The sequence below is a fragment of the Exiguobacterium sp. s181 genome (assembly GCF_018617125.1).
Taxonomy (GTDB): domain Bacteria; phylum Bacillota; class Bacilli; order Exiguobacteriales; family Exiguobacteriaceae; genus Exiguobacterium; species Exiguobacterium profundum.
The window spans coordinates 66,354-88,960 of sequence record NZ_JACSJM010000004.1 but is presented as its reverse complement, the minus strand read 5'-3'; the positions used below and the strand labels follow the sequence as shown (position 1 = coordinate 88,960).

Sequence of the window (22,607 nt, the reverse complement as noted above, 5' to 3'; positions counted from 1 at the left end):
TTCTTGCAAACGTTTGCATAGTGCGTGATATACTCATGAGGTAGGGGGGATAGCGGTGAATAGCATTCGGACAAAGTTAACGGGAATGATTGCATTAACCATCATCGTGCCAGTCATTATCGCGACAATCATTTCATTTTGGTATGTGGAGGATCGAGAACGTGAACGCGGTCTAGAAATGACGGAATGGTCGCTTGAACGGGGGACGCGTCAGATGGAACGCTATATCTCTGACTTGAGTCGCTTGCCGACGAGCCTATACGCGGATCGTGACGTATTGGACATATTGGAATACGGACCGGGACTATCGTTAAGAGAAACGGAGATTGAAGTGCGACGAGCGCTCCTCGCGATGTATTTGTCCCGGGAAGACGTGGCGCAAATTCAGCTGTTGATGCTTGAAGACATGGATTCGTTCGCAGCGTATAAAATGAAAGTATCACCGCGTTCCAAAAAAGAACCGAGCGCTGTCCAACGACAGTTGTTGAATAATCCGAAAAGTCGTGTCCTGCTTGAAGCATCACATCCGCTCATTCCGTATCATGATTTCGGACCAATCATGACACAAGAAGATGTCGTCACCCTCCATTTCAGACTCGATAAAATTGAAACGGACGAACCGCTCGCGATTCTGTCTCTCGATATCCCGGAAGATCTGTTCATCGGACAGTTGGCTTCTCTTCAAAATAGTCCGGAGGAAAGTCTATGGTTCGTTGGTGAGGACAATCGTGTGTTCGCCCATCTTGGAAATGGCGAGATTCCTTCTTCGTTTCAACCGAGGTCGCTCTCGACCGATGGAAAACATCATCAAATCACGAAAACGTTTGAGTTCGACCATCAGCAGTTCTATGTCGGGAAGTCGATTCCAGATCAGCTCTTGACGGAGCCGGCTTCACGAACATCGTTCATTATTTTGTTAGTCGGAATCATCTCCCTCATTCTGGCGTTGATCGGTGCCACGTACGCCTCGATGAAACTGACGACTCCAATCAAGACGTTGACCTCGAACATTTGGCGAATTGAGCAAGGCGATATGACGGTCTCGTTCGATTCCCTCGGAAATGATGAGTTCGGCGTACTCGGGAGACAGTTCAAGCGGATGATTGAGCGAATCGATGATTTGATTCAACGGGAGTATAAGCTTGCCTTAGAGAACCGAACAAATGAACTACGTGCCTTACAGGCGCAAACCAATCCGCATTTCTTATTCAATGCGCTACAGTCGATCGGTACACTCGCTTTAAAGGGAGATGGCAAAACCGTCTATCGATTGATCACACAACTCTCTTCGATGATGCGATATACGATGCATCCTGAAGAGTCGATGGTCACGCTAAAGAGAGAAATCGAGCATTTGAACTCATATATTCGCCTACAAGACGTACGTTTTCCAAATCAGTTTCAAGTGAACGTTTCAATCCCTCAGGACCTCCATGAACTGATTGTTCCTAAGATGATTTTACAGCCGCTCGCAGAGAACTTTTTCAAACATGGGTTCGAACGAGACGGCTCGGCGTTGGCGAATCGATTTGACGTGATGATTTGGATGGAAGGGGCGACACTCGTGATTCGCTGTGAGAACAGTGGACGTTCCTTGACGACGGAAGAGTGGGAACGGGTCATGTCACGGATTGAACAAGGGGACTCGACATTTTATGACACAGAGGGCACAGGATTACGAAACATTCGTGATCGACTCATGTTAAACTATAATCGGGAGGCAGAATTTATGTTGGCTACACCTGAAACAGGCGGTTTTCGAATCATGATGCGTTTCCCGGCAACGGATGAAGGTGTGGCATCATGACGAAAGTGTTGATTGTAGATGATGAATCTCCAGTAAGGGAAGCGGTAAAATTACTCGGCGAATGGGAGCGGTTCGGTGTGAAGGCCGTACTCGAGGCGAAGAACGGGCTTGAGGCAAAGGCGCTCATCGAGCAGGAACGACCGGCTTTAATTCTATCGGATATTCAAATGCCACATTGTGATGGAATCGAGCTGATGGAGTGGGTACACGACCACGCTTCATTCTCTAAGCTCGTTGTGTTGACAGGTTACGATGAGTATTCGTACATGCGTCGGGCCATCCAATACGGAAGCTTTGATTATCTTTTGAAACCGATTGACCCCGATATATTAAACGATACGTTGTCACGCGCGTTAGCGGACGTGGTGAAGGAGTCGAGTGAAGATCCGATTGCCCAAATCGGGACGTATATTGAACAACACTTTGCGGAAGAACTGAGTTTGCAAGGAATGAGTGAACGGTTTTACTTAAGTCGGGAGTATATCTCACGACGATTTAAACAACAATATGGCGTGAATCTATCTGAGTACGTGTTGACGATTCGGATGAACGAAGCAAAGCGCCTGTTAGGAACGAGTAGACAGCGTATCTATGAAGTCGCCCAAGCAGTCGGCTTTTCGGACGACAAATATTTCCGAAAGGTCTTTAAAAAACAAGTCGGTGTTACTCCGAACGAATTTCGGGAACAAGTTCAACGACAAGCTTAAAGGAGGAATTCAAACATGAGTGTACACATTGGAGCTCAAGAAGGACAAATTGCAGAAACGGTATTACTTCCAGGGGATCCGCTTCGCGCCAAGTATATCGCGGAAACGTTTTTAGAAGACGTCGAATTATATAACGAAGTTCGTGGCATGTACGGCTTCACGGGAACATACAAAGGCAAACGGATCTCGGTTCAAGGTACGGGGATGGGTGTCCCATCGATGTCGATTTACGTGAACGAACTCATCATGTCGTACGGTGCTAAAAACTTGATTCGTGTCGGAACAGCGGGCGGAATTCAAGAAGATGTTAAAGTGCGTGACGTTGTCATCGCGATGAGCGCATCAAGTGAAATGGGACAAAACCGTGTCCGTTTCAACGGCATGGACTATGCGCCGACAGCGACGTTCGACCTCCTACATCGTGCGTATATGAACGCAGAGAAGGCGGGTATCCCGGTCAAAGTCGGACAAATCTTCACGGCTGACCAATTCTATCAAGATGATTTCCATCACTTCAAGAAATGGGCGGACTTCGGTTGCCTCGCAATCGAGATGGAAGCAGCAGGTCTTTACACGCTTGCAGCGAAACATAAAGTGAACGCGTTGACGATCCTCACGATCTCTGACCACTTGTTGACGGGTGAAGAGACGACTTCAGAAGAGCGTCAGTCGACATTTGATGAAATGATTCGTGTCGCTCTCGACACAGCCGTCGAAGTAACAAACTAAGCGATTTTCCCTATAGCCTTTGGCTGTAGGGATTTTTTGTGTCTAAACCTATTCATCCCTATGAAACGGGTGGAGCACCAGCTAGACTAAGAATAAGATCACGGGAAAGAGGAATTGTCCGATGAAAACTCCATCACGTTTTATATTATATGCAATCGTATTCTTTGCCTTTTTTGATTTATTCGCCCAACTTCCGATCATGAGCACATTTGCGGTATCCGTTGGGGCATCCTCGTTTATCGCTGGCTTTTCCATTGCAATCTATTCGTTGACGAACACGTTTGGAAATATGTTATCTGGTATATGGACTGACAGAAATGGTCCATATCGGGTTTTGGTTCTCGGCTTGTTTCTGACGAGCTTCAGTTTATTGGCTTATCAGTTCGTCGACTCAGCATCCATGTTGCTGTTTGTACGGTGTATTCATGGCTTTATGGCCGGACTCATCGTCCCAGCTGCATTTACGCTGTCGGCGAACGTCACCGCGATGAACCGTCAAGGTAAGAAAGTCGCCATTACCGGTAGTTTCGTCGGGTTAGCTGCCATTATCGGTCCAGCATTCAGCGGTATCGTCGCAAGCATCACATCGCCACCGACTGTCTTTTTATTCGTCTCTTTATTCGGTTGGGTGATTCTCATCGTGACGATTGTGACAATGCGAGGAAGTCAAACGGTCGAGACAATAATAGAAAAAGAGAGGACACGGGAAAAACCGGATCCGAAAGTGCTTCGTGCCTATTGGGGCGCTTTTTTCCTCATGTTTTCTCAAGGGGCGCTCGCCTTTTTACTGCCGCTCCATGTGCAGGAACTTGGATATGATTCACGATTGAGCGGGACATTGCTCAGTATGTTCGGCGTGGTAGCCGTCCTGTTCTTTTTATTGCCGACGAACCGATTGTTTGATCGATTCTCTCCGACAAAGTTGACCGCACTTGGGGTGGCTATCATCGGGATAAGCCAGGTGTTAATTGGACAATCGGGTGTACAAACTAGCCTGTATGGGGTACTTGCCTTATATGGTGTCGGGTTTGCCATTTTATTCCCGGCCATTAATACGTTGTTGATCCAATCGACCTCTCCACAAAATCGAGGGAAAGCATACGGGGCGTTCTATGCCTTTTTCTCTCTCGGAACGGTAGCGGGGTCATCATTCTTAAGTGTTCTTCCACTCTCGATCGTCCAGCAGTTCACACTGACCGGCTTGATTTTAGGGAGCGCAAGCCTGCTCTTTCTAATCAGCGCGCGAAAAAGAGTACGGATGTTTTGACACGAGGGAAGCAATCACTTACTCTACGATTAAGCGTTTAAACATTTAAACGCTTTGTATTATAGTAGGTTGATGAAAGCGTTTTTTTAGATTCACGTTTCACACGATGATAAAATGAGATAAATGTGATGAATCATAAGGAGGAAAGTTCATGCTGGCACCGATTGAACAGTTGACGATTGACGAGCTAGTCCAAAAACAGCGCCGTTTCTTTAAAACACAGGCGACAAAATCGATGGCATTTCGTTTGAGCATGCTGACGTTTTTAAAGGAGTCCATTAAGCATTATGAAGCGGATTTGCTTGAGGCACTTCGCGAAGATTTGAACAAATCCGAATTGGATGCGTATACGACAGAAATCGGATTTATTTACGATGAGATTTCACGAACGATGCGTGAATTGAAGCGGTGGATGCGTCCGAAGCGTGTCCGTGGGACGGCGATTCATCTTGGGATGAAGAGTGAGATTCAGTATGAGCCGTACGGTACGGTGTTGATCATCGCTCCATGGAATTATCCATTCCAATTGGCTGTTGCTCCGCTCATTGGTGCGATTGCCGCAGGGAATACAGCTGTTGTCAAACCTTCAGAATTGACGCCGAATGTTGCGCGTGTCCTGACGCAGGTGCTCGAGCGTGCCTTCACCAATCGATATGTGGCAAGTGTCGAAGGGGATAAAGACACAGCGCAAGAGCTGTTGGCACAAAAATGGGATTACATCTTCTTCACGGGATCGACGCAAGTCGGGCGAATCGTCAATCAGGCGGCAGCGAAGCATCTGACACCAGTCACGCTCGAACTAGGTGGGAAATCACCAGTCATCGTTCACGGAGATGCGAACGTCTCCATTGCGGCAAAACGTGTCGCCTGGGGGAAATGGATGAACGCCGGTCAAACATGTGTCGCACCAGACTATGTGCTCGTCCACGAATCGCAACAAGACGCATTTTTAGAAGCGATTAAACAAGAGGCGTTTGCGATGTTCGGGAATGGTGTCGGCACGAAACGATACACGCGTATCGTCAATGAATCGCACTTCGACCGTTTGTCTCACTATTTGACAGAAGGGGACCTTGTGTTCGGTGGAGAGACGAACCGAGATGAGCTTAAAATTGCGCCGACCGTCATGACAAATCTTCATGAAGATGCTGATGTGATGAAAGATGAGATTTTCGGTCCGATTTTACCAGTCATTCCATATCGTCAATTGGACGAAGTAATCGAGTTCATCTCAGACCGACCACACCCATTGGCTCTCTATCTCTTTACCGAGTCGAAGGAAGTGGAGAGAACCGTCATGAAGCACCTTTCCTTTGGAGGCGGGTGCGTGAATGATGTCATCATGCATTTGACGAATCCGAATCTACCGTTCGGTGGAGTGGGCGAGAGCGGAATGGGGGCTTATCATGGTCGAACGAGTTTTGAGACGTTCAGTCATGCGAAGTCTATTTTAAAGAATACGACGAAATTTGATTTACCGGTCCGGTATCCGAACTTCAAACCGGCTGAACAATTGATTCGACTGATTCAACGATGAATCGATCAAGAGATTCGGGGTCGCACTCGAATCTTTTTATTTTCAAAAGGTTGTTTGAAATGTCACATACTTTTATGATACTCCCTGTCACACTCCTGTATAATAAAGTCATAAATGGAACGGACGAATGAAACGTGGAGGGAGCACCGACCTATGTCAATGCAATGTGGAACGACCCAACCGAACAGTTTTGTATTCTCAGATGAAACGAAACAGCTGTTACTCGAAATGATGACGCTTCAACATCACCCAAAAGCGAGTATCGTGTGTTGGGAAGGTGAAAAGTGTGATAAGTTCTTTTACTTGAAGAGTGGATCTGTCAAATTCACGAAAATTACGAAAAAGGGAAATCCACTCGTCATGTTCATGTATGGATCGGATGATTTCTTTGGTGAGTTTGACATCGCGGAGACATTCCCTAGTTCGTATAGCATCGAAACGACCGAAGAGAGTACAATCGGGACGATTTCAAAACGAGAATTAGAGTCGCTCATGCAGCGCGATATCCGTTTTGCCGGAGAAATCTTGCGCTGGACGTCGATGATGCGTAAGCACTCCGAGATGAAAGTGCGTGACTTATTGTTGTACGGAAAACCAGGGGCATTGGCTTCGACGTTACTTCGAATGGCCGCGATGCATGGAGTGGAGGAAGAAGATGCAATCGTGATTCCTCGTCATCCGTCTGACGGAGAACTCGGACAACTGATTGGAGCACCGCGTGAGACGGTGAACCGATTGATCAGTCAGTGGAGAAAAGAAGGAGTCATCAGCACAACAACGAAATCAATCATCATTCGCGATGTCGACTTTTTAAAAGAGTTATGCCATTGCGAAGGTTGCCCGGCAGGAATATGTCGTTTGTAAACCGCCCCATGTGGAGGCGGTTTTTTTGTGGATTGGTTTTGTACAAATGTGAACTTTATGTGTTGAAACTACGCAAAATTGATGTGATTGTCACTTTTGGAGTGATAAATATCACATATTATCACCAGAGCGATTGCATACAATAAAGGTGGAAAAACAAGCGAAAGGGGTCTTACACGTGGAACATAAAGATGGACAAGAACCGAATTTAAAAGGAACGTTCACATCGGTCATGATCGTGGCGGGTGTCATCATCGCCATGTGGTCATCAGTCTTTTACTTATTCGTCACTCGATAAGAATTCAGGGAGGAGGGTCTCATTATGCATATTCATAAACTAGAAAAATATTGGCTTACATTCGGCATCATTCTACTCGCAGTCTTCCTGACTGTTCTCGGGGTATCCGCATTCGCGGCAGGTAATCAACCCGCATCGGATGCAGACTTGATTGACCCGGCAAAAGTAAATCAGACGGCTCCGTTCGACAAACCAGGACTTCATCAAATTGGTGAAAATGAATACGAGCTCGTCATGATCGCACAAGCGTTTACGTTCACACCAGGGAATGTTGAAATCCCAAAAGGGGCAAAAGTGACGTTCCTCGTGACATCACCTGACGTCGTCCACGGATTTCAGTTGACGGGTACACCGGTCAACATGATGATCATTCCGGGACATATCAACTCGTTGACATACACATTCGAAGAAGCTGGCGAATTTTTAATCTTGTGTAACGAATATTGTGGTACAGGGCATCATATGATGTCGACTAAAATCAAGGTGGTGGAATAAATGAATGACGTATCATCTAAACTGAAGCAATGGGAGATGGAACGCGGCGTACCAGTTCCGAGTATCGGAGCCAAAGAGTCACGTCTTGCCTACGGACACGTTCTCGTATCCGTTCTCGCCATCTTGATTGGAGCGCTAGCTGGATTGACTCAGACATTGATTCGGACGGGTGTCATTCCTGAAATCTTTGGATACTATCAACTTCTGACTGCACACGGAATCATGCTTGGACTCGTCTTTACGACGATGTTCATTATCGGTCTTTTATATGCGTTACTCGCGAAATCGTTCGGTCGCTTTGAATCATTCCCGACGCGTGTCGCGTGGCTCGGTTTTTGGACGATCATCATCGGTGCTGTCATGGTAACCGTCATGATTTTGGCCAATAAAGGGACGGTCTTATATACGTTTTATGCGCCACTCATGGCAGATCCGCTCTTCTATGTCGGACTCGTGTTATTCGTAGTCGGGACATGGTTGTCGTCTTTCGCGATGTTCCGTATGTATGCGGATTACAAGCGTGACAACCCTGGTGTTCATCCACCACTTCCGGCTTATATGAGTATCATGACGATGCTTCTTTGGGACATTGCGACACTTGGTGTCGCAGCCACGATTTTATTCCAGCTCCTTCCGCTCTCGTTAGGATGGACGGATACAGTCGGAATCGAGTTATCTCGTACATTGTTCTGGTACTTCGGTCACCCGCTCGTTTATTTCTGGCTCATGCCGGCATACATCGTGTGGTATACGGTCGTACCGAAAGTGATCGGTGGGAAGATCTTCTCGGATGCGTTGGCGCGGATGGCGTTCTTGCTGTTCTTACTCTTCTCATTCCCGGTCGGTTTCCACCATCAGTTGACAGAGCCAGGGATTGAACCGTTCTGGAAGTTCGTTCAAGTCATCTTGACGTTCTTAGTCGTCATCCCATCATTCATGACTGCATTCTCGCTCTTTGCGACGTTCGAACTTCGTGGACGTGCGCTCGGCGCGAAAGGGCTGTTCGGATGGGTGAAGAAAATGCCATATGGCGATGTTCGCTTCCTTGCTCCTTTCGTTGGGATGTTGTTCTTCATCCCGGCCGGTGCAGGTGGAATCATCAACGCGTCTCACCAATTGAACGCGATGGTCCATAATACGCTTTGGGTCACAGGACACTTCCACATCACAGTCGGAACTGCCGTCGCCTTGACGTTCTTTGGAACAGCGTACTGGCTCGTCCCAGTCCTTCGTGGTCGCACGTTGACGAAGGCGATGAACAAGCTTGGATTGATTCAAGCAGGAACATGGGCGTTCGGTATGGCGATCATGTCCTATGCGATGCATATCTCAGGATTGAACGGGAACCCACGTCGAACGGGTCCGGCAACTTATTTCTCGGATGCGTTGACGCGTGAGTGGATCCCATATCATGTCATGATGGCAATCGGGGGAACGATTTTGTTCATCTCTGTTCTCATCTTCGTCTACTCGATGTTCAACTTGTCATTCCTCGCTCCAAAAGGCGAAGAAGAATTCCCGCTCGCCGAGACAGAAGAGGCGGCGATGGATACACCGCGTTACTTCGAGAATTGGAAGCTATGGATTACCGTGACGTTCGTCTTGATCGCATTTGCATACACCGTTCCAATCTGGCACTTGATTGAGAGTGCGCCTCCAGGAGCGCGTGGTTGGGTACTCTGGTAAACTGAAGTCAGCTCATTCGTGAGCTGACTTCTTTTGTGTGAGGAGGAACGATATGAACATAGTAGACGTCATCCGTGCGGCGCGTTCGATGCACTCAGAGAATCGCCCGTTTGTCGTGGCGATTGATGGACTGAGCGGAGCGGGCAAGACAACGCTCGTCTCACATTTAAGCAATGAGCCGAGTGTTTACGTTCTTCACATCGATGACTATATCGTTGAACGGGACAGACGCTATCAGACCGGAAAGCCTGAACCGGTGGAGTATTACGCACTTCAATGGGACGTCTCGCGCTTAGAACGTGAACTGTTTCGTCCATTGAGGAATGGGATGACGGAATTGACGTTACCTCGTTACGTGTATGAGCGAGATGTCATCGCAGAAGAGATCGTGGACGTATCGTTCGCGCATACGGTTGTCGTAGAAGGGATTTTTCTACAACGTCCTGAATGGCGTTCTTATTTCGACTATGTGATTTATCTCGACTGTCCCCGAAAAGTTCGGTACGAGCGAGTTTTGAACCGGGATACATACCTCGGTGATCCGACAACACGGCTTGAGAAATACAAGCGCCGGTACTGGCCAGGAGAAAATTTGTATCTTCGGGACGTCGACCCGAAAAGAGGGGCAGATAGCGTGCTCTGACTGAACGTTTTAACATCTGACGCACGTGTCAGATGTTTTTTGTTTGGAGAAAATTTGAAAAAATGATTGACGTCTTAGTGTATTACGCTAATAATACAGTTAGAAAGTGTATTAACCATGTCATACACTTAGAAAGGTGATGAACATGCAATTCAATACGAGGACACCAGTTTACCTACAAGTCGTCGACTACTTCAAGAAGAAGATGGCACTCGGTAAACTGAAAGCCGGGGATGAAATGCCATCCCGGCGAGAACTAGCGAACGATTTAAAAATTAATCCGAACACCGTTCAAAAAGCGTTCAAAGAAATGGAGGACCAACAATTGATTACGACCGAACGAAATCGACCGAGTCGTGTAACGACAGATGGTACGGTATTGGCAAAAATCCGCTCTGAGATTGTAGATGACGCGGTCGCGGTATTTGTGGAAGCGATTCAAGAACTCGACGTCTCGGTAGACGAGCTGGTCGATAAGATTAAACGTCAGTACAAGGAGGGGACGTACGATGATCGAAGTGTTGGGAGTTAAAAAGCGCTATCGCCGGAAACAAGTTATTGAAGACGTTTCGTTCACAGCGAAAAAAGGGGAAATCACGTGCCTGATCGGGCTGAACGGGACGGGGAAATCAACGTTATTGAAGGGCATCATGGGATTGACACCTTTTGATAAAGGTTCGGTATTGATTGATGGAAAACCGATCGATTTGAATCGTGTCGCCTTTGTCGCCGACCATGCGATGTTCCCGATTCATTTCACGATTGAACAATGTGAGGCGTTTATGAAAGATTTTTATCCGATATTTGATTCGGCATTATTTGCTCGTCTCGTCGAAGATTTTAAATTGTTCCCGGAAGACAAGTTGAGCGAGTTATCGAAAGGAACGCTCGCCAAAGCGAACCTTGCGCTCGGCATTGCCCAAGACCCTGATTATCTATTGCTCGATGAGCCGTTCTCAGGAATCGATGTCTTTTCGAAAGAACAGATTGTTGAACTGTTCTCAAGTGAAATCATGGAGAGCCGGGGCGTCCTCATTACGACACATGAAATAGAGGATATCGAGTACTTGATCGACAAGGCAGTCATGTTGAATAACGGACGCATCGTTCGTGAGTTTGACGTCGAGGATGTCCGTTTCATTCACGGGAAGTCGATCGTCGATGTGATGAGAGAGGAGTACGGGGCATGAATCTATTGAAACTATTGAGTTGGGAAGTTGAACGTGTCACGAAACCGTTCTTGACATTAGTCGCAGGTCTTATCGTTCTACAGTTTGGATATCTCGGTTACTTTTTATGGGACGAAACAAACTTTTATGAACAGTTGCGACGTGAAGGAAATGCGGACTATCAACTATCATTTTTAAATTACTTAAATGGCACTCCGTATCTTTTATCACTCGGAATTGCCGTTGCAGCGATGTTGCTGTACAGCGTATGGATCTGGTATCGCGATTTTCAAGGACGAGGGACGTTCATGATGCGACTGCTCACGATGCCACAAAAGCGGATGACCTTGTTCTTCGCTAAACTCGCTACCATTTTAATGATGACGTTAGGGTTATTTGCCATCGAATGGATTGCCCTCAAATTACAGTACATAGCGTTCACGAGTTGGTTTGATGGAAAGATGATACCGATGGGAGGCTCATTCGAGCAAGCTATTTCCTACCATGGGATGTTAATGGTTATGTATCCTTCTTCGCTCATCAACTTTGTCATTCATCAATTGATAATCACGATTGCTGTGCTCTTCATCTTCATATTCGTGTTGATTGAACGAAGTTTCTGGCAACGGACGATGTGGTCACCGGTACTTAGCTTGTCAATTCTAGTTGTCATCTTTACTATTCCAGTTTTAGGTTACGCGTTCCTGTCGAATCGACTAATTTATGATGAGACGATCGTGTACGTTGGTGTGGTATTGATGGTATGGACGAGTGTGACGATGTGGCTCGGCAGACGCTTTTTACAGACGAAACTGAATGTGTGAGGTGAGAAGATGAAACGAATGTGGAATATGACCGCGCTCGGTGCGGTCATCGTGATTGGGCTTGGGACGTTTGCCGTTGATGCGACGGAACCGAAAGCAGAATGGGCGCTAGACGTCAGTTCGAATCCATCAGTGTGGGAAGACGCAGTGGTAGAGATTGGTTATAGCAGAGAGGATGATGTTGAACAGTGGTTTGAAGTGACCGCTAATGAAAGTCGCATCACGTCAAACTTGAACTATATAGCTGAGGGACTGCGATATCGGCAACGTTTGAATGGAGATGCGCGTTCCATCCATCGAATCATGAATGGATGGACGTATGCCCAATCGATTCGGACAGAAGACGGATATATCGGGGTCGGTCAGGATGGCATGAAAGAGCTCATCGTGTTTAAACAAGAAGATGGTGAAAAATTATCAACGTTTTCATTCGATGCCAGTGATTCAAAAATATACGACATCGTGAACGGGGTGTGGGCAGGCGCATTTCTGAATGATGGCCAGTTAAACTTAGTCTATCGAGATGGATATGACGGTGAAGAAAAAACAATGCTCGCTACGTTTAATGAAGCGATGAATGAGGTGACCGTCAAAGAATTGAGCATGGATAAAGGATTTATCACCCATGTCATCAATACGAATCGATTTTACGTTACTGATTTATTTTCACAGATGGCAGAAACACGATACATCCCTGTCGGTGTCAGCTCGTACGAAGTGATCCGAGAAGGGGAAGAGGAAATCAATGTTGAGGATCCGGATCCAGGACTCTTCGCTTACGATACAAAAACGGGTAAAGTTGTTCAACTGGCAGAAGGGCAAGGCTTTTGGGATTATACAGTGTCGGGCCACAACCTGTTCGCCTTAAATGAGGACGGCGAGGAACTTGTCATCGACTTGAACACCGGGAAACAAACGACCCGGGAAGTTCTTGATTCAGTGGATCACGCATTCTATGAAAATGGTCGCCTTTACCAAACGCGCCAAGCGAAAGACGGGGTCGTCATCGATGTATACGAGGATGGGAAACAAATCTCGAGTGCGGCGATCACGCCTGAAAACGAAGAAGCGCGTGACATGCTCAAACAGATTGACGTAGATGTCAGACAAAAATAAGCAAAGGGCCGCGGCCCTTTGCTTATTTTGATGGTTTCGGTATGATGACGCCTTCTTCTAAATCAAGCAACAAGTCAATCAGTTCCGCGCAGAACTCTGGGAACTGCTCCAAAAAGGCACCGGGACCGACTTCATCTGTAAAGTCGATATACAGATCGGCGACATTCCCAGACATCTTCGCAGGTAAGGCGAGAAACGCCGAACCGAAACGCCAACTGCCTCGGATATCGAGTAGCTTCCCGAGAATGAGGTCGCCGGTCTCACGTTCTTCTGGTAACTGAACAACGTATGTCTCTTTTGACTCCCAGTCTTTCAACTGACCGTCTTCTGTGACTTCAAAGATGCTACAACGCGGGACAGCTAGTCCACGGAGTGCGTGATAGAGGGCAGGGGACATGTCGCTCTTATGGTCGGCCAAGTAGCGACCATGGGGTGTCATCCCATCCTCATCTGTCTCAAAGAAGACGGCCCAATCGATGAAGAGGTCACGGAAGAGTTCGGCATCTTTTAAGTGCCATGTCCCTTCCGATGCAATCTCTTGAATATAGTTCGTCCACTGTGTGCTTCGCGCAAGAGCCGCTTGCTCATACAACTTTTTCAGTTCGGCAAGCAATTCGGACTCTTCGACGAGCAAAGGGAAGGGAATTACTTTCCGGTCTTTTTTCATCGGCGCGGTCCTCGCTTGTTCGCAGGACGTTTGACGACAGGAGGCTTCTCCTCAATCCGTTTCTCAATCACGTCACCGCGATAGATTTCGAGCTCTTTCAACTCGACACCGAGTTGACGCGCGAACGATTTCAAGTGCGGCAGGTCATCCGTCGTCACGAGTGAAAGGACAGTCCCTCCCGCGTTACCACGAGCGGTACGGCCAGAACGGTGGATGAAGTCATCAATGGACTCCGGTAAGTCGAAATGGACGACGTGTGTCACATCTTCAATATCGAGACCGCGTGCAGCAAGACCGGTCGTGATGAGGAGCGGGTATTCGCCTTTACGGAATTCGCGGAGCGTCTCGACGCGTTCGCGCTTCCCTTTTAAGCTGTCGAGCATCCGGTAGTTCACTTTCAACTTTTCAAGTTCTCCGCGAAGCGGTGGCAAGAACGAGCGGTTGTTGATGAAGGCGAGTGCCTTCACACCGTCGACGTGTGAAAGACGACGAAGAAGTTCCGGTTTATACCGGCGTGTCGTCAACAGATAGCCGTACGTCACTTGATCACTGACAGCACGTTCGATTTTGATATGTGCCGGCTCGTTCATGAATGGTGACGCCCACTCTTGGAGTGAATCGGTGAGTGTTGCCGAGACGAGTGCAAGTTGACGCTCATGCGCAGTATGCTTGATGATGCGCTCTGCCGCCTCTGTCAAACCGCTGTCGATGATTTGGTCGGCCTCATCTAAAATGACGGTATGTGTCTCGTGGAGCTTCAGTTTTTTCTTGTCGATCAACTCGACGAGACGACCTGGTGTCCCAACGATCAAATGTGGCTTCTTCTTGATTCGGTCGATTTGACGTTTCAATTCGACACCACCGATGAACGAACCGATGCGGACGTCGCCTTTTTCGGTGAAACGTTGTGCGACTTGTTGAATCTGCATGACAAGTTCACGGGTCGGGGCGACGACAACGACTTGGATGCGGTCATTCGATGGGTCGATCTTTTCAATGGCTGGAAGGAGGTAGGCGAGTGTCTTACCCGTTCCGGTTGGTGCCTCGATTGTCACGTCTTTTCCATCTAATAGTAGGGGAAACGCTTCTTTTTGGACCGGCATCGGCTCACTGAAGCCCATCCGATCCCACGTTTCGTTAATAAAAGGTTTTGTAAAATTCATATTCGGTCTCCTTATCTTTAGGCAAAAACAAAGGAAGCGACAGCGCTCCCTCGTCAAATATAGCGAACATGCTCCTGACCATCTTCCATGGAAGAACGTAACGTCTGTGTATACGTCTGACCGTCTTCGATGAGTTGGATGTGGGCGTCTGCACCTTCTGCTGTCAATTCAACTTTCTCAATCGTGAATCCTTGATAAACGCGATACTGTAACTCGGCCGTCATGTTCTCGAACGGTTTCAGTTCCGGATGTGTCGTAATGACATGGATTGGACGCGACAAAAGTGCGGCGAGTAGCTGGTCGCGATAATCGATAAAATCTTCGTTCTCGATGTCATCATCGAAGCGGATCCAAAACCCTCCGTCTTCAAATTCTGTGATAAATCCGTCACGCTTTTCGCCAGCCTCATCGACCTTTAATGAGATGCGATCGCCAACCTGAAAGGCATGATTTGCTGTTAATGGTTCATACGTCATGAGTAGAACCCCTTCCTCTTATACAATGTTCTGCCTTCATTGTGTCTGATACGACACAAAAATTCAAGTTCTAACCGAGTGATGTGAGATTAATCACCTTAAAAACTGTATAGTTCGTCACAGAACAATCAAATTAGTACAGATGATAGGTAAACGTTATCTAATTGGGAATCATCTGTTTCAAACTATATAAACTAGCGAATATAACAGTTTGTAAAACGCTTTCAAAAACGGCTATTTCATCACGTTCATAAGATTGTTACAAGTTTCACAATAATGTAAAACATATTGTTCACGTTTTCACGTACACTCACATTATAGATAACACGCAGTTACTTTCGAGAATGAGGAGTGAATCAACATGGCAACCGAAATCAAATCCGCATGGTCAGGTTTTATCCCTGGTCAGTGGACGAATGAAGTGAATGTCAGTGAATTTATCCGTTTGAACCGTCATGAGTACACAGGAGACGATACGTTTTTAGCAGGTCCGACTGAAGCGACAAACGTTCTTTGGAATCGTGTGATGGAACTAACAAAAGAAGAGCGTGAACGTGGAGGCGTCTGGGACGTCGATCAACACACACCATCGACAATTGTGTCGCATGGACCAGGTTACTTAAACAAAGAGTTAGAGAAAGTCGTTGGCGTTCAGACGGATGAGCCGTTCAAACGTTCGATTCACCCGAATGGCGGCATCCGTATGGTCGATGCGGCACTCGAATCATATGGTTTCGAGCCAGACGAAGAAATCACAAAAATTTACTCAGAGATTCGTAAAACACATAACCAAGGTGTCTTCGATGCCTATACACCAGAAATGCGGGCCGCTCGTAAATCAGGAATCATCACAGGGCTTCCCGATGCATACGGACGCGGACGCATCATCGGTGACTACCGTCGTGTCGCCCTTTATGGAATCGACTTCTTGATGGCAGAACGCAAAAAAGACTTGGCAAAACGTGGCGGTTTCTTATCTGAATCGGACATCCGTGACCGCGAAGAACTATCGGAACAACTTCGTGCCCTCCAAGAACTTAAACAACTCGGGGCCGCTTATGGATTTGACCTCGGTCGTCCTGCGGAAAATACGCAAGAAGCATATCAATGGGTATACTTGGCGTATCTTGCTGCCATCAAAGAACAAAACGGTGCCGCGATGTCACTCGGTCGCGTCTCGACCTTCCTTGACGTGTACGCTGAACGTGACCTTGAAATGGGTCGCTTAACAGAATCAGACGTCCAAGAAATCGTTGACCACTTCATCATGAAACTTCGAATCGTCAAATTCTTACGGACACCGGACTACAATGAATTATTCTCAGGTGACCCGACTTGGGTGACAGAATCAATCGGTGGGATGAGTCAAGACGGTCGCTCGAACGTCACGAAGAGTTCATTCCGGTTCTTGCATTCACTCACGAACCTCGGACCAGCTCCAGAACCAAACTTGACGGTCCTTTGGTCGACGAAACTTCCAGAAGGATTCAAACAATACTGTGCGAAAATGTCGATTGAAACTTCGGCTATTCAATATGAGAACGATGACTTGATGATGCCACAATTCGGTGATGACTACGGCATCGCATGTTGTGTGTCACCGATGAAGATCGGGAAACAAATGCAGTTCTTCGGTGCGCGTGCCAACATGGCGAAGGCTCTCCTTTATAGCATGAACGGCGGTCGTGACGAGAAGAGCGGTGCTCAAATCGCTCCAGTTTGGGAAATGAACACAGAAGACGTGCTTACGTACGAAAAAGTATATGCCGACTTTGACCGGACGCTCGACTGGTTGGCAGAGCTATACGTGAATACGCTCAACGTCATTCACTTCATGCACGATAAATATGCGTATGAACGAATCGAAATGGCGCTTCACGATCCTGAAATCTTACGGACGATGGCTTGTGGGATCGCGGGTCTCTCGGTAACGGCGGATAGTCTTTCAGCAATCAAATACGCAAACGTCAAACCGATCCGTAATGAAGAAGGAATCATCGTCGACTTCGAAACAGAAGGGGACTTCCCGAAATTCGGAAACAATGATGACCGTGTCGATGCAATCGCCGTCGAACTCGTCGAATCATTCATGGAGAAAGTACGGAAACATAAAACATATCGTGACGCACTTCATACGCAATCGGTCCTCACGATCACATCGAACGTCGTCTACGGTAAGAAAACAGGAAATACGCCAGACGGTCGTCGTGCGGGTGAACCATTCGCTCCAGGTGCCAACCCAATGCATGGACGGGATACAAAAGGTGCGGCTGCATCGCTCTCATCTGTTGCGAAACTTCCATTTGAACACGCACAAGACGGAATCTCTTACACGTTCTCAATCGTACCGAAAGCACTCGGAAAAGAAGAAATCGCGCGCGAACTCAACTTGGCGGCGCTTCTCGATGGGTACATGAGCGGAGAGCACAAAGGACATCACTTGAACGTTAACGTCTTCAACCGCGAGACGCTTCTCGACGCAATGGAACATCCAGAAGAATATCCACAACTCACAATCCGCGTGTCAGGATATGCGGTCAACTTCATCAAGTTGACACGTGAGCAACAGATCGACGTCATCAACCGTACGTTCCACGGTTCGTTGTAAGTAAAGGCTTAGCGGCCTTCCACGGAGGGCCGCTCATTCGTTAGGAGGTCATTTCGATGACAATGGGATATGTACATTCGGTCGAATCATTCGGAACAGTTGACGGCCCAGGGATTCGCTTCATCGTCTTTTTACAAGGTTGTGCCTTGCGTTGTTTATACTGCCATAATGCGGACACGTGGGATTTCAAAAAGAATAACCACCGCTCGGCTGAAGACGTCATTCAAGAGGCGCTCAGTTACCGTCCGTTCATGGAAGCATCGAAAGGCGGCATCACCATTTCTGGTGGTGACCCACTCGCGCAACCTGAATTTTTAGAGGCGCTGCTGCGTGAAGCGAAAAAGCATGGGCTTCATACGACACTTGATACGTCCGGTGCGCTCCGACCTCCTAATTTGGATGCGATTTTAGATCACACCGACCTTGTCTTGCTCGATATCAAGCATATCGACGACGACATGTGTAAGAAGTTGACGGGACGTAGCAATGCCAACACGCTCGCGCTTGCCGAACACCTTTCCGAGCGCGGAACGAAAATGTGGATTCGCCACGTCCTTGTACCTGGATGGACGCTCGAAGAAGGTGCGCTTCGTCGCACCGCCGCGTTCATTCAAAAGCTAGACCATGTCGAGAAAGTCGAGATTTTGCCTTATCATGAGATGGGCGTCTACAAATGGGAGGCGCTCGGACTCGATTATCCGCTTAAAGGCACGAAGCCCCCGACATCCGAGGAAGTCGAATGGGCAGAAGGGATTTTGCAGGGAACCATATAAAAAAGCAAGCGCAGGCCGATGTGGTCTGCGCTTGTTTTATAAATCAGAAAATAAAGGTTTGGATGATTAAGAAAAGATTTAATGCGATGACGATTGTCGTAATTCCCCAACCGATCCATGTCGTCATCCGATGATTCACGAGTTCGCCCATCAAGGATTTGTTGCTCGTGAAGAGAAGCAGAGGAACGAGGGCGAATGCGATACCGAATGACAGGATGACTTGGCTCCACACGAGAGCATTCGTCAAGTTCACACCGGAAAGGATGAGTAAGAGTGGCGGAGCCATCGTAATCACACGACGTACATAAATCGGGATATGTTTTTGAATATAGCCTTGCATGACGACGTCTCCAGCCAAAGTCCCGACGGATGCGCTCGACAATCCGGCAACCATTAGTCCAATTCCAAACAGCATGGCGATCGGTGAACCTAAAAAGGAGTCAAATTGCTGGTGTGCAATCTCTAAGTCGCTCACGACGAATCCATTCTTATAGAAGACAGCGGCTGCGATTATTAGCATACTCGCATTGATTGCACCAGCGAGCACCATGGCAATCGTTACATCGATTCGTTCAAATTTCATGATACGTTTACGTGCGACGGCATCTTTACCCGTGATGCGTCGTTGTGTCAACGCAGAGTGTAAATAGATGGCATGAGGCATAACGGTAGCGCCTAATATTCCAGCAGCCAATAATATACTCTCCGTCCCATCGAACCGAGGGATGAGAAGACCGGATAAGAGTGGTTTTACTTCTGGTTGAGCACTGAACGTTTGAATGGCAAAAGCGAGCGCGACGACGAGTAGCATCCCCGTCACAATCGTTTCAAGTGGACGATATCCCCGACGTTGTACTTCCAAAATAGCAAAAGAACCGACGGCGGCCAGAAGTGCCGCTTGAATGAGTGTTACATCAAACACGAGATAAATTCCGAGTGCCGCCCCTACAAACTCTGCTAAATCTGTCGCCATGATCATGAGTTCGGCTTGAATCCATAAAAAGATAGCAGTCTTCTTAGAAAAACGGTCACGACAAATCTCAGGCAAGTTTTTTCCGGTCGCGATTCCAATTTTAGCAGACAATGTTTGAATCAATCCGGCCATCAAGTTAGCGACTAAGATGACCCATAAAAGCAAGTAACCGAATTGAGATCCAGCGGCAATGTTCGTTGCATAATTTCCGGGATCGATATAAGCGACCGAAGCGACGAACGCTGGACCTAAAAAAGGAAGGAGCGTCTTTATTTTTTGAGACATTGATTTGTGAGTGAGAGCCGAATCCACTTCGTTCAGCATGCCGAATCCTTCTTTCTTTTGCGTAATGGTTAATTTTTTTCCCTAGGTAAACTTTTTAAGTATACGGCAATTTTACGCCTGTGATGAGAACCTGTCAAATTTCAAATAAAAAACTGTGAGTCGTTTGACTCACAGTGCAACGGTTCTAAGGTCGACGTTTTTTCTTTTCTAATACACGAGCGTGTTCCGCCTGCTTCTTTTCCATATAAAGAAGTTCCTGTTCTAGCTTGACATAACTGGCATAGCGCTTCGCATCTAACGTACCGTTCGTTAGCGCTTCTTGAACGGCGCAGCCCGGTTCTTTCTGATGTGAGCAGTCGCGGAAGCGGCATGTCTCGGCAAGTGCTTCGATATCACGAAACGTCTCATCGAGATGCTCGCTTCCTTCCCATAGTCCGAATTCTCGCATCCCTGGTGTGTCGATGACGTATAAGTCATCGATCCGGAACAGTTCGCGGTGTGTCGTCGTATGTTTTCCGCGCTCGTCCTGCGCCCGGACGGCTTGCGTGACGGCAAGTGTCTCGTGGGCGAGGGCGTTCGTCAGCGTAGATTTTCCGACGCCGGACGAACCGACGAAGGCGATCGTGCTCTCACTCGGCAATGCGTGACGAAGTTCAGCCACACCTTCTCCCGTCACAGCACTGACGGGGAATACTTGAATTCCGGGTGCGTTCACTTGAATGTCTTCGAGCAATGTGTCGACGGAGTCGACTTGATCGGTCTTTGTCAAGACGATGATTGGGATTGCCCCGGTGTCCCAAGCGGCTAGCGTATAGCGTTCTAGGCGACGAATGTTGAAGTCGTGTCCACACGCCATCGTAATCAAGACGTAGTCGACGTTCGCGCAGATCAGTTGTTCACGTGTCTCGTTGCCGGCGGCCGCTCGTGAAAGAACGGTCCGACGCTCAAGGAGATGGTGAATCGTACCTTGACCATGCTCGCGAACTTGAATCGTGACATAATCGCCGATGACCGGGTAATCCCGTTCGCTTGTCGCGGCATGTCGAAATTTTCCGGAAACCCCGCACATATAGGCGTTTTCTCCGATTGATACCGTATAAAGATGTTGGAACTGTGCCGTGACACGTCCCGTTTCAGTTTGTTGATTCAAAAAGAATCCTCCTTTTAGTGATGGAGGACGACAGCCCTCCGATTTGCTGACATTTGGTTACGTGCATGCATCATGTTGCTCATAAAACATCATCCTTTCGTTGTTCGATAGCATTAGTGTACCACAGTTATTGGAAACGGTAACATCTCAGTCTAAAGACCGAGGTGAAACAAGCCTTCCGCTCGTCGACCTATGTCAAATAACGTATTATGATAAGAGTGTACTTAACAAGGAGGGATGACAGATGAATCACCAAGTGAAAAAGGTGTTGTTCATCGTAGCCGCGATCGCTCTAGTGCTCGTGTTGATCGGTTCTTTACCGAATATGATCTTATTCGGATTAGGAGCGCTCTTGACGCTTTGGGCTGGAGTCCGTTTTCAGGCTGTGACACACATCGGTGCTAAAGTTGGTTTCGGGATCCTTGCCGTCATTGGGATTGGGACGATGCTCTCAAACATTTGGGCACTCGTCGGAATCATTGTCGCGTGGTTGTTGTTTAAAGGGTATATGATGTATACAGGTGAAAAACGCGACCCGGATGTCGAGATTTTAAATGCAGACGGAACGCGTGCTAGCCGTAGCAGCTTCCAACAGTTCGATCAAGTGTGGCAAAAATTTGTTAATCGTCGTTGAGATTTCATAAGGAGGATTCACCATGAAGACACCGTTTGATCAGTTTCGTGAATTAGCGAATGAATTGACGAAAGAAATTTCGAAAGAAGTGAAGAAGTATCAGGATAAAGAGATACCACGTTCAAGTGGAGAAGCGGAATTGAACCGTCATATCCGTGGAGCGGAGAAGGAAGCGTTGTCGGTTGAACGACTCGTGGAACGTCAACGTACATTGCTTGCAGAACTTGCTCAGAAGCGTGATGATGCCAAGAAAATGGCAGATAAACGGTATGAGCAGACAGAACTGGCGAAACAAGCCGGGGAAGAAAAGTTGGCAGAACGTGCGGCACTCGAATCCAAACACTACGGGGAACAGTACCGTTACTTTGAAGGATTGATTGACGAGGGTGAGCGCGAGTTGGATACATTAGAGCGTCGTGCGCTCGAGATGAAACTCAAACTCGATGAGATGCAAAATAAACGTTATGAGTTTGCGATGCGCGAAAACCTAGACTTGTTAAAAGGAGCACTCGACCAAATCTTTGGTCAAAATACGTCTCAGTCTCATCCGTTCACTGAGGAAGACAAGAAAGAACAACCTGTTGAAGAAAAGCAAGACACACAGGAAGATGAAGATGATTTTGAAGCAAAATTGAAGGAACTGGAGCGTCGCTTTAAACAAGAGTGAGGTGACGGTTCGGCGATGACCTGAACAAGGTCATCGCTTTCTTTGCTTCATACATATGAACAGAAAGGG

The 22,607-nt window shown here is 47.5% G+C and carries 23 protein-coding genes; 18 read left to right on the top strand and 5 right to left on the bottom strand.

Annotation, left to right across the window (positions count from 1 at the left end; translation table 11 throughout):
• Window positions 1-55: 55 nt before the first annotated feature.
• The 14 genes from KNO70_RS13405 to KNO70_RS13340 all read left to right on the top strand — a co-directional run bounded on the left by KNO70_RS13405 (window position 56) and on the right by KNO70_RS13340 (window position 13,142).
• On the top strand, window positions 56-1,807 hold the full coding sequence (locus tag KNO70_RS13405) for a sensor histidine kinase (protein ID WP_078146331.1): 1,752 nt from the start codon (window positions 56-58) through the stop codon (window positions 1,805-1,807).
• On the top strand, window positions 1,804-2,514 hold the full coding sequence (locus KNO70_RS13400; RefSeq protein ID WP_078146332.1) for a response regulator transcription factor: 711 nt from the start codon (window positions 1,804-1,806) through the stop codon (window positions 2,512-2,514). The genes KNO70_RS13405 and KNO70_RS13400 overlap by 4 nt, the downstream gene beginning before the upstream one ends.
• Before the next feature lie 15 nt (window positions 2,515-2,529).
• On the top strand, window positions 2,530-3,243 hold the full coding sequence (gene deoD, locus KNO70_RS13395) for a purine-nucleoside phosphorylase (RefSeq protein ID WP_015880817.1): 714 nt from the start codon (window positions 2,530-2,532) through the stop codon (window positions 3,241-3,243).
• Between the two features lie 121 nt (window positions 3,244-3,364).
• Window positions 3,365-4,510: an MFS transporter gene (locus KNO70_RS13390; RefSeq protein ID WP_214812713.1), complete on the top strand. Its 1,146-nt coding sequence runs from the start codon at window positions 3,365-3,367 to the stop codon at window positions 4,508-4,510.
• A 151-nt stretch (window positions 4,511-4,661) separates the two neighbouring features.
• The gene (locus KNO70_RS13385; RefSeq protein ID WP_214812712.1) at window positions 4,662-6,047 is read left to right on the top strand and encodes an aldehyde dehydrogenase; all 1,386 of its coding nucleotides are present in this window, start codon (window positions 4,662-4,664) and stop codon (window positions 6,045-6,047) included.
• A 153-nt stretch (window positions 6,048-6,200) separates the two neighbouring features.
• Window positions 6,201-6,911: a Crp/Fnr family transcriptional regulator gene (locus tag KNO70_RS13380; protein WP_078146335.1), complete on the top strand. Its 711-nt coding sequence runs from the start codon at window positions 6,201-6,203 to the stop codon at window positions 6,909-6,911.
• 178 nt (window positions 6,912-7,089) lie between these two features.
• Window positions 7,090-7,209, top strand: a complete 120-nt coding sequence (locus KNO70_RS13375; RefSeq protein WP_224863290.1) for a cytochrome c oxidase subunit 2A — start codon at window positions 7,090-7,092, stop codon at window positions 7,207-7,209.
• Window positions 7,210-7,233: 24 nt separating this feature from the next.
• Complete coding sequence (locus KNO70_RS13370) at window positions 7,234-7,704, top strand: cytochrome c oxidase subunit II (protein ID WP_214731590.1); 471 nt, start codon at window positions 7,234-7,236, stop codon at window positions 7,702-7,704.
• Window positions 7,705-9,390, top strand: coding sequence for a b(o/a)3-type cytochrome-c oxidase subunit 1 (locus tag KNO70_RS13365; protein ID WP_214779396.1), 1,686 nt, complete (start codon window positions 7,705-7,707; stop codon window positions 9,388-9,390).
• A 52-nt stretch (window positions 9,391-9,442) separates the two neighbouring features.
• Window positions 9,443-10,033: a kinase gene (locus KNO70_RS13360; protein WP_214689168.1), complete on the top strand. Its 591-nt coding sequence runs from the start codon at window positions 9,443-9,445 to the stop codon at window positions 10,031-10,033.
• 139 nt (window positions 10,034-10,172) lie between these two features.
• The gene (locus KNO70_RS13355; RefSeq protein ID WP_214812748.1) at window positions 10,173-10,565 is read left to right on the top strand and encodes a GntR family transcriptional regulator; all 393 of its coding nucleotides are present in this window, start codon (window positions 10,173-10,175) and stop codon (window positions 10,563-10,565) included.
• Entirely contained in the window at window positions 10,543-11,223 is a 681-nt protein-coding gene (locus KNO70_RS13350; RefSeq protein ID WP_214812711.1) for an ATP-binding cassette domain-containing protein, read from the top strand. Before KNO70_RS13355 ends, KNO70_RS13350 begins: the two co-directional genes overlap by 23 nt.
• Window positions 11,220-12,026 (top strand): hypothetical protein, encoded by an 807-nt coding sequence (locus KNO70_RS13345; protein WP_214812710.1) that lies wholly within the window; start codon window positions 11,220-11,222, stop codon window positions 12,024-12,026. The genes KNO70_RS13350 and KNO70_RS13345 overlap by 4 nt, the downstream gene beginning before the upstream one ends.
• 9 nt (window positions 12,027-12,035) lie before the next feature.
• Window positions 12,036-13,142, top strand: coding sequence for a hypothetical protein (locus KNO70_RS13340; protein WP_078146342.1), 1,107 nt, complete (start codon window positions 12,036-12,038; stop codon window positions 13,140-13,142).
• 22 nt (window positions 13,143-13,164) lie between these two features.
• On the opposite strand, the gene KNO70_RS13335 is transcribed toward KNO70_RS13340, so the two are convergent.
• The 3 genes from KNO70_RS13335 to KNO70_RS13325 are packed head-to-tail and all read right to left on the bottom strand — an operon-like array spanning window position 13,165 to window position 15,448.
• Window positions 13,165-13,809, bottom strand: a complete 645-nt coding sequence (locus tag KNO70_RS13335) for a hypothetical protein (protein WP_078146343.1) — start codon at window positions 13,807-13,809, stop codon at window positions 13,165-13,167.
• Window positions 13,806-14,972 carry a DEAD/DEAH box helicase gene (locus tag KNO70_RS13330; protein ID WP_078146344.1) on the bottom strand — a complete coding sequence of 389 codons (1,167 nt, stop codon included), beginning with the start codon at window positions 14,970-14,972 and terminating at the stop codon, window positions 13,806-13,808. The genes KNO70_RS13335 and KNO70_RS13330 overlap by 4 nt, the downstream gene beginning before the upstream one ends.
• A 53-nt stretch (window positions 14,973-15,025) precedes the next feature.
• Window positions 15,026-15,448: a hypothetical protein gene (locus KNO70_RS13325; protein ID WP_015880830.1), complete on the bottom strand. Its 423-nt coding sequence runs from the start codon at window positions 15,446-15,448 to the stop codon at window positions 15,026-15,028.
• 361 nt (window positions 15,449-15,809) lie between these two features.
• Between KNO70_RS13325 and pflB the strand changes: the two genes are divergently transcribed.
• On the top strand, window positions 15,810-18,056 hold the full coding sequence (pflB, locus tag KNO70_RS13320; RefSeq protein WP_078146345.1) for a formate C-acetyltransferase: 2,247 nt from the start codon (window positions 15,810-15,812) through the stop codon (window positions 18,054-18,056).
• Between the two features lie 56 nt (window positions 18,057-18,112).
• Window positions 18,113-18,829, top strand: a complete 717-nt coding sequence (pflA, locus tag KNO70_RS13315) for a pyruvate formate-lyase-activating protein (protein WP_078146346.1) — start codon at window positions 18,113-18,115, stop codon at window positions 18,827-18,829.
• A gap of 43 nt (window positions 18,830-18,872) precedes the next feature.
• On the opposite strand, the gene KNO70_RS13310 is transcribed toward pflA, so the two are convergent.
• Both KNO70_RS13310 and rsgA read right to left on the bottom strand, forming a co-directional pair.
• A complete protein-coding gene (locus KNO70_RS13310) occupies window positions 18,873-20,126 on the bottom strand; it encodes an Nramp family divalent metal transporter (RefSeq protein ID WP_078146347.1) in 1,254 nt (417 codons plus the stop codon).
• A 145-nt stretch (window positions 20,127-20,271) separates the two neighbouring features.
• Entirely contained in the window at window positions 20,272-21,237 is a 966-nt protein-coding gene (gene rsgA / locus KNO70_RS13305; protein WP_214731572.1) for a ribosome small subunit-dependent GTPase A, read from the bottom strand.
• A gap of 244 nt (window positions 21,238-21,481) precedes the next feature.
• On the opposite strand from rsgA, the gene KNO70_RS13300 reads away from it, so the two are divergent.
• Entirely contained in the window at window positions 21,482-21,871 is a 390-nt protein-coding gene (locus tag KNO70_RS13300) for a lmo0954 family membrane protein (protein ID WP_047795880.1), read from the top strand.
• 22 nt (window positions 21,872-21,893) lie between these two features.
• Window positions 21,894-22,538 carry a PspA/IM30 family protein gene (locus KNO70_RS13295; RefSeq protein ID WP_214731561.1) on the top strand — a complete coding sequence of 215 codons (645 nt, stop codon included), beginning with the start codon at window positions 21,894-21,896 and terminating at the stop codon, window positions 22,536-22,538.
• Window positions 22,539-22,607: the final 69 nt, after the last annotated feature.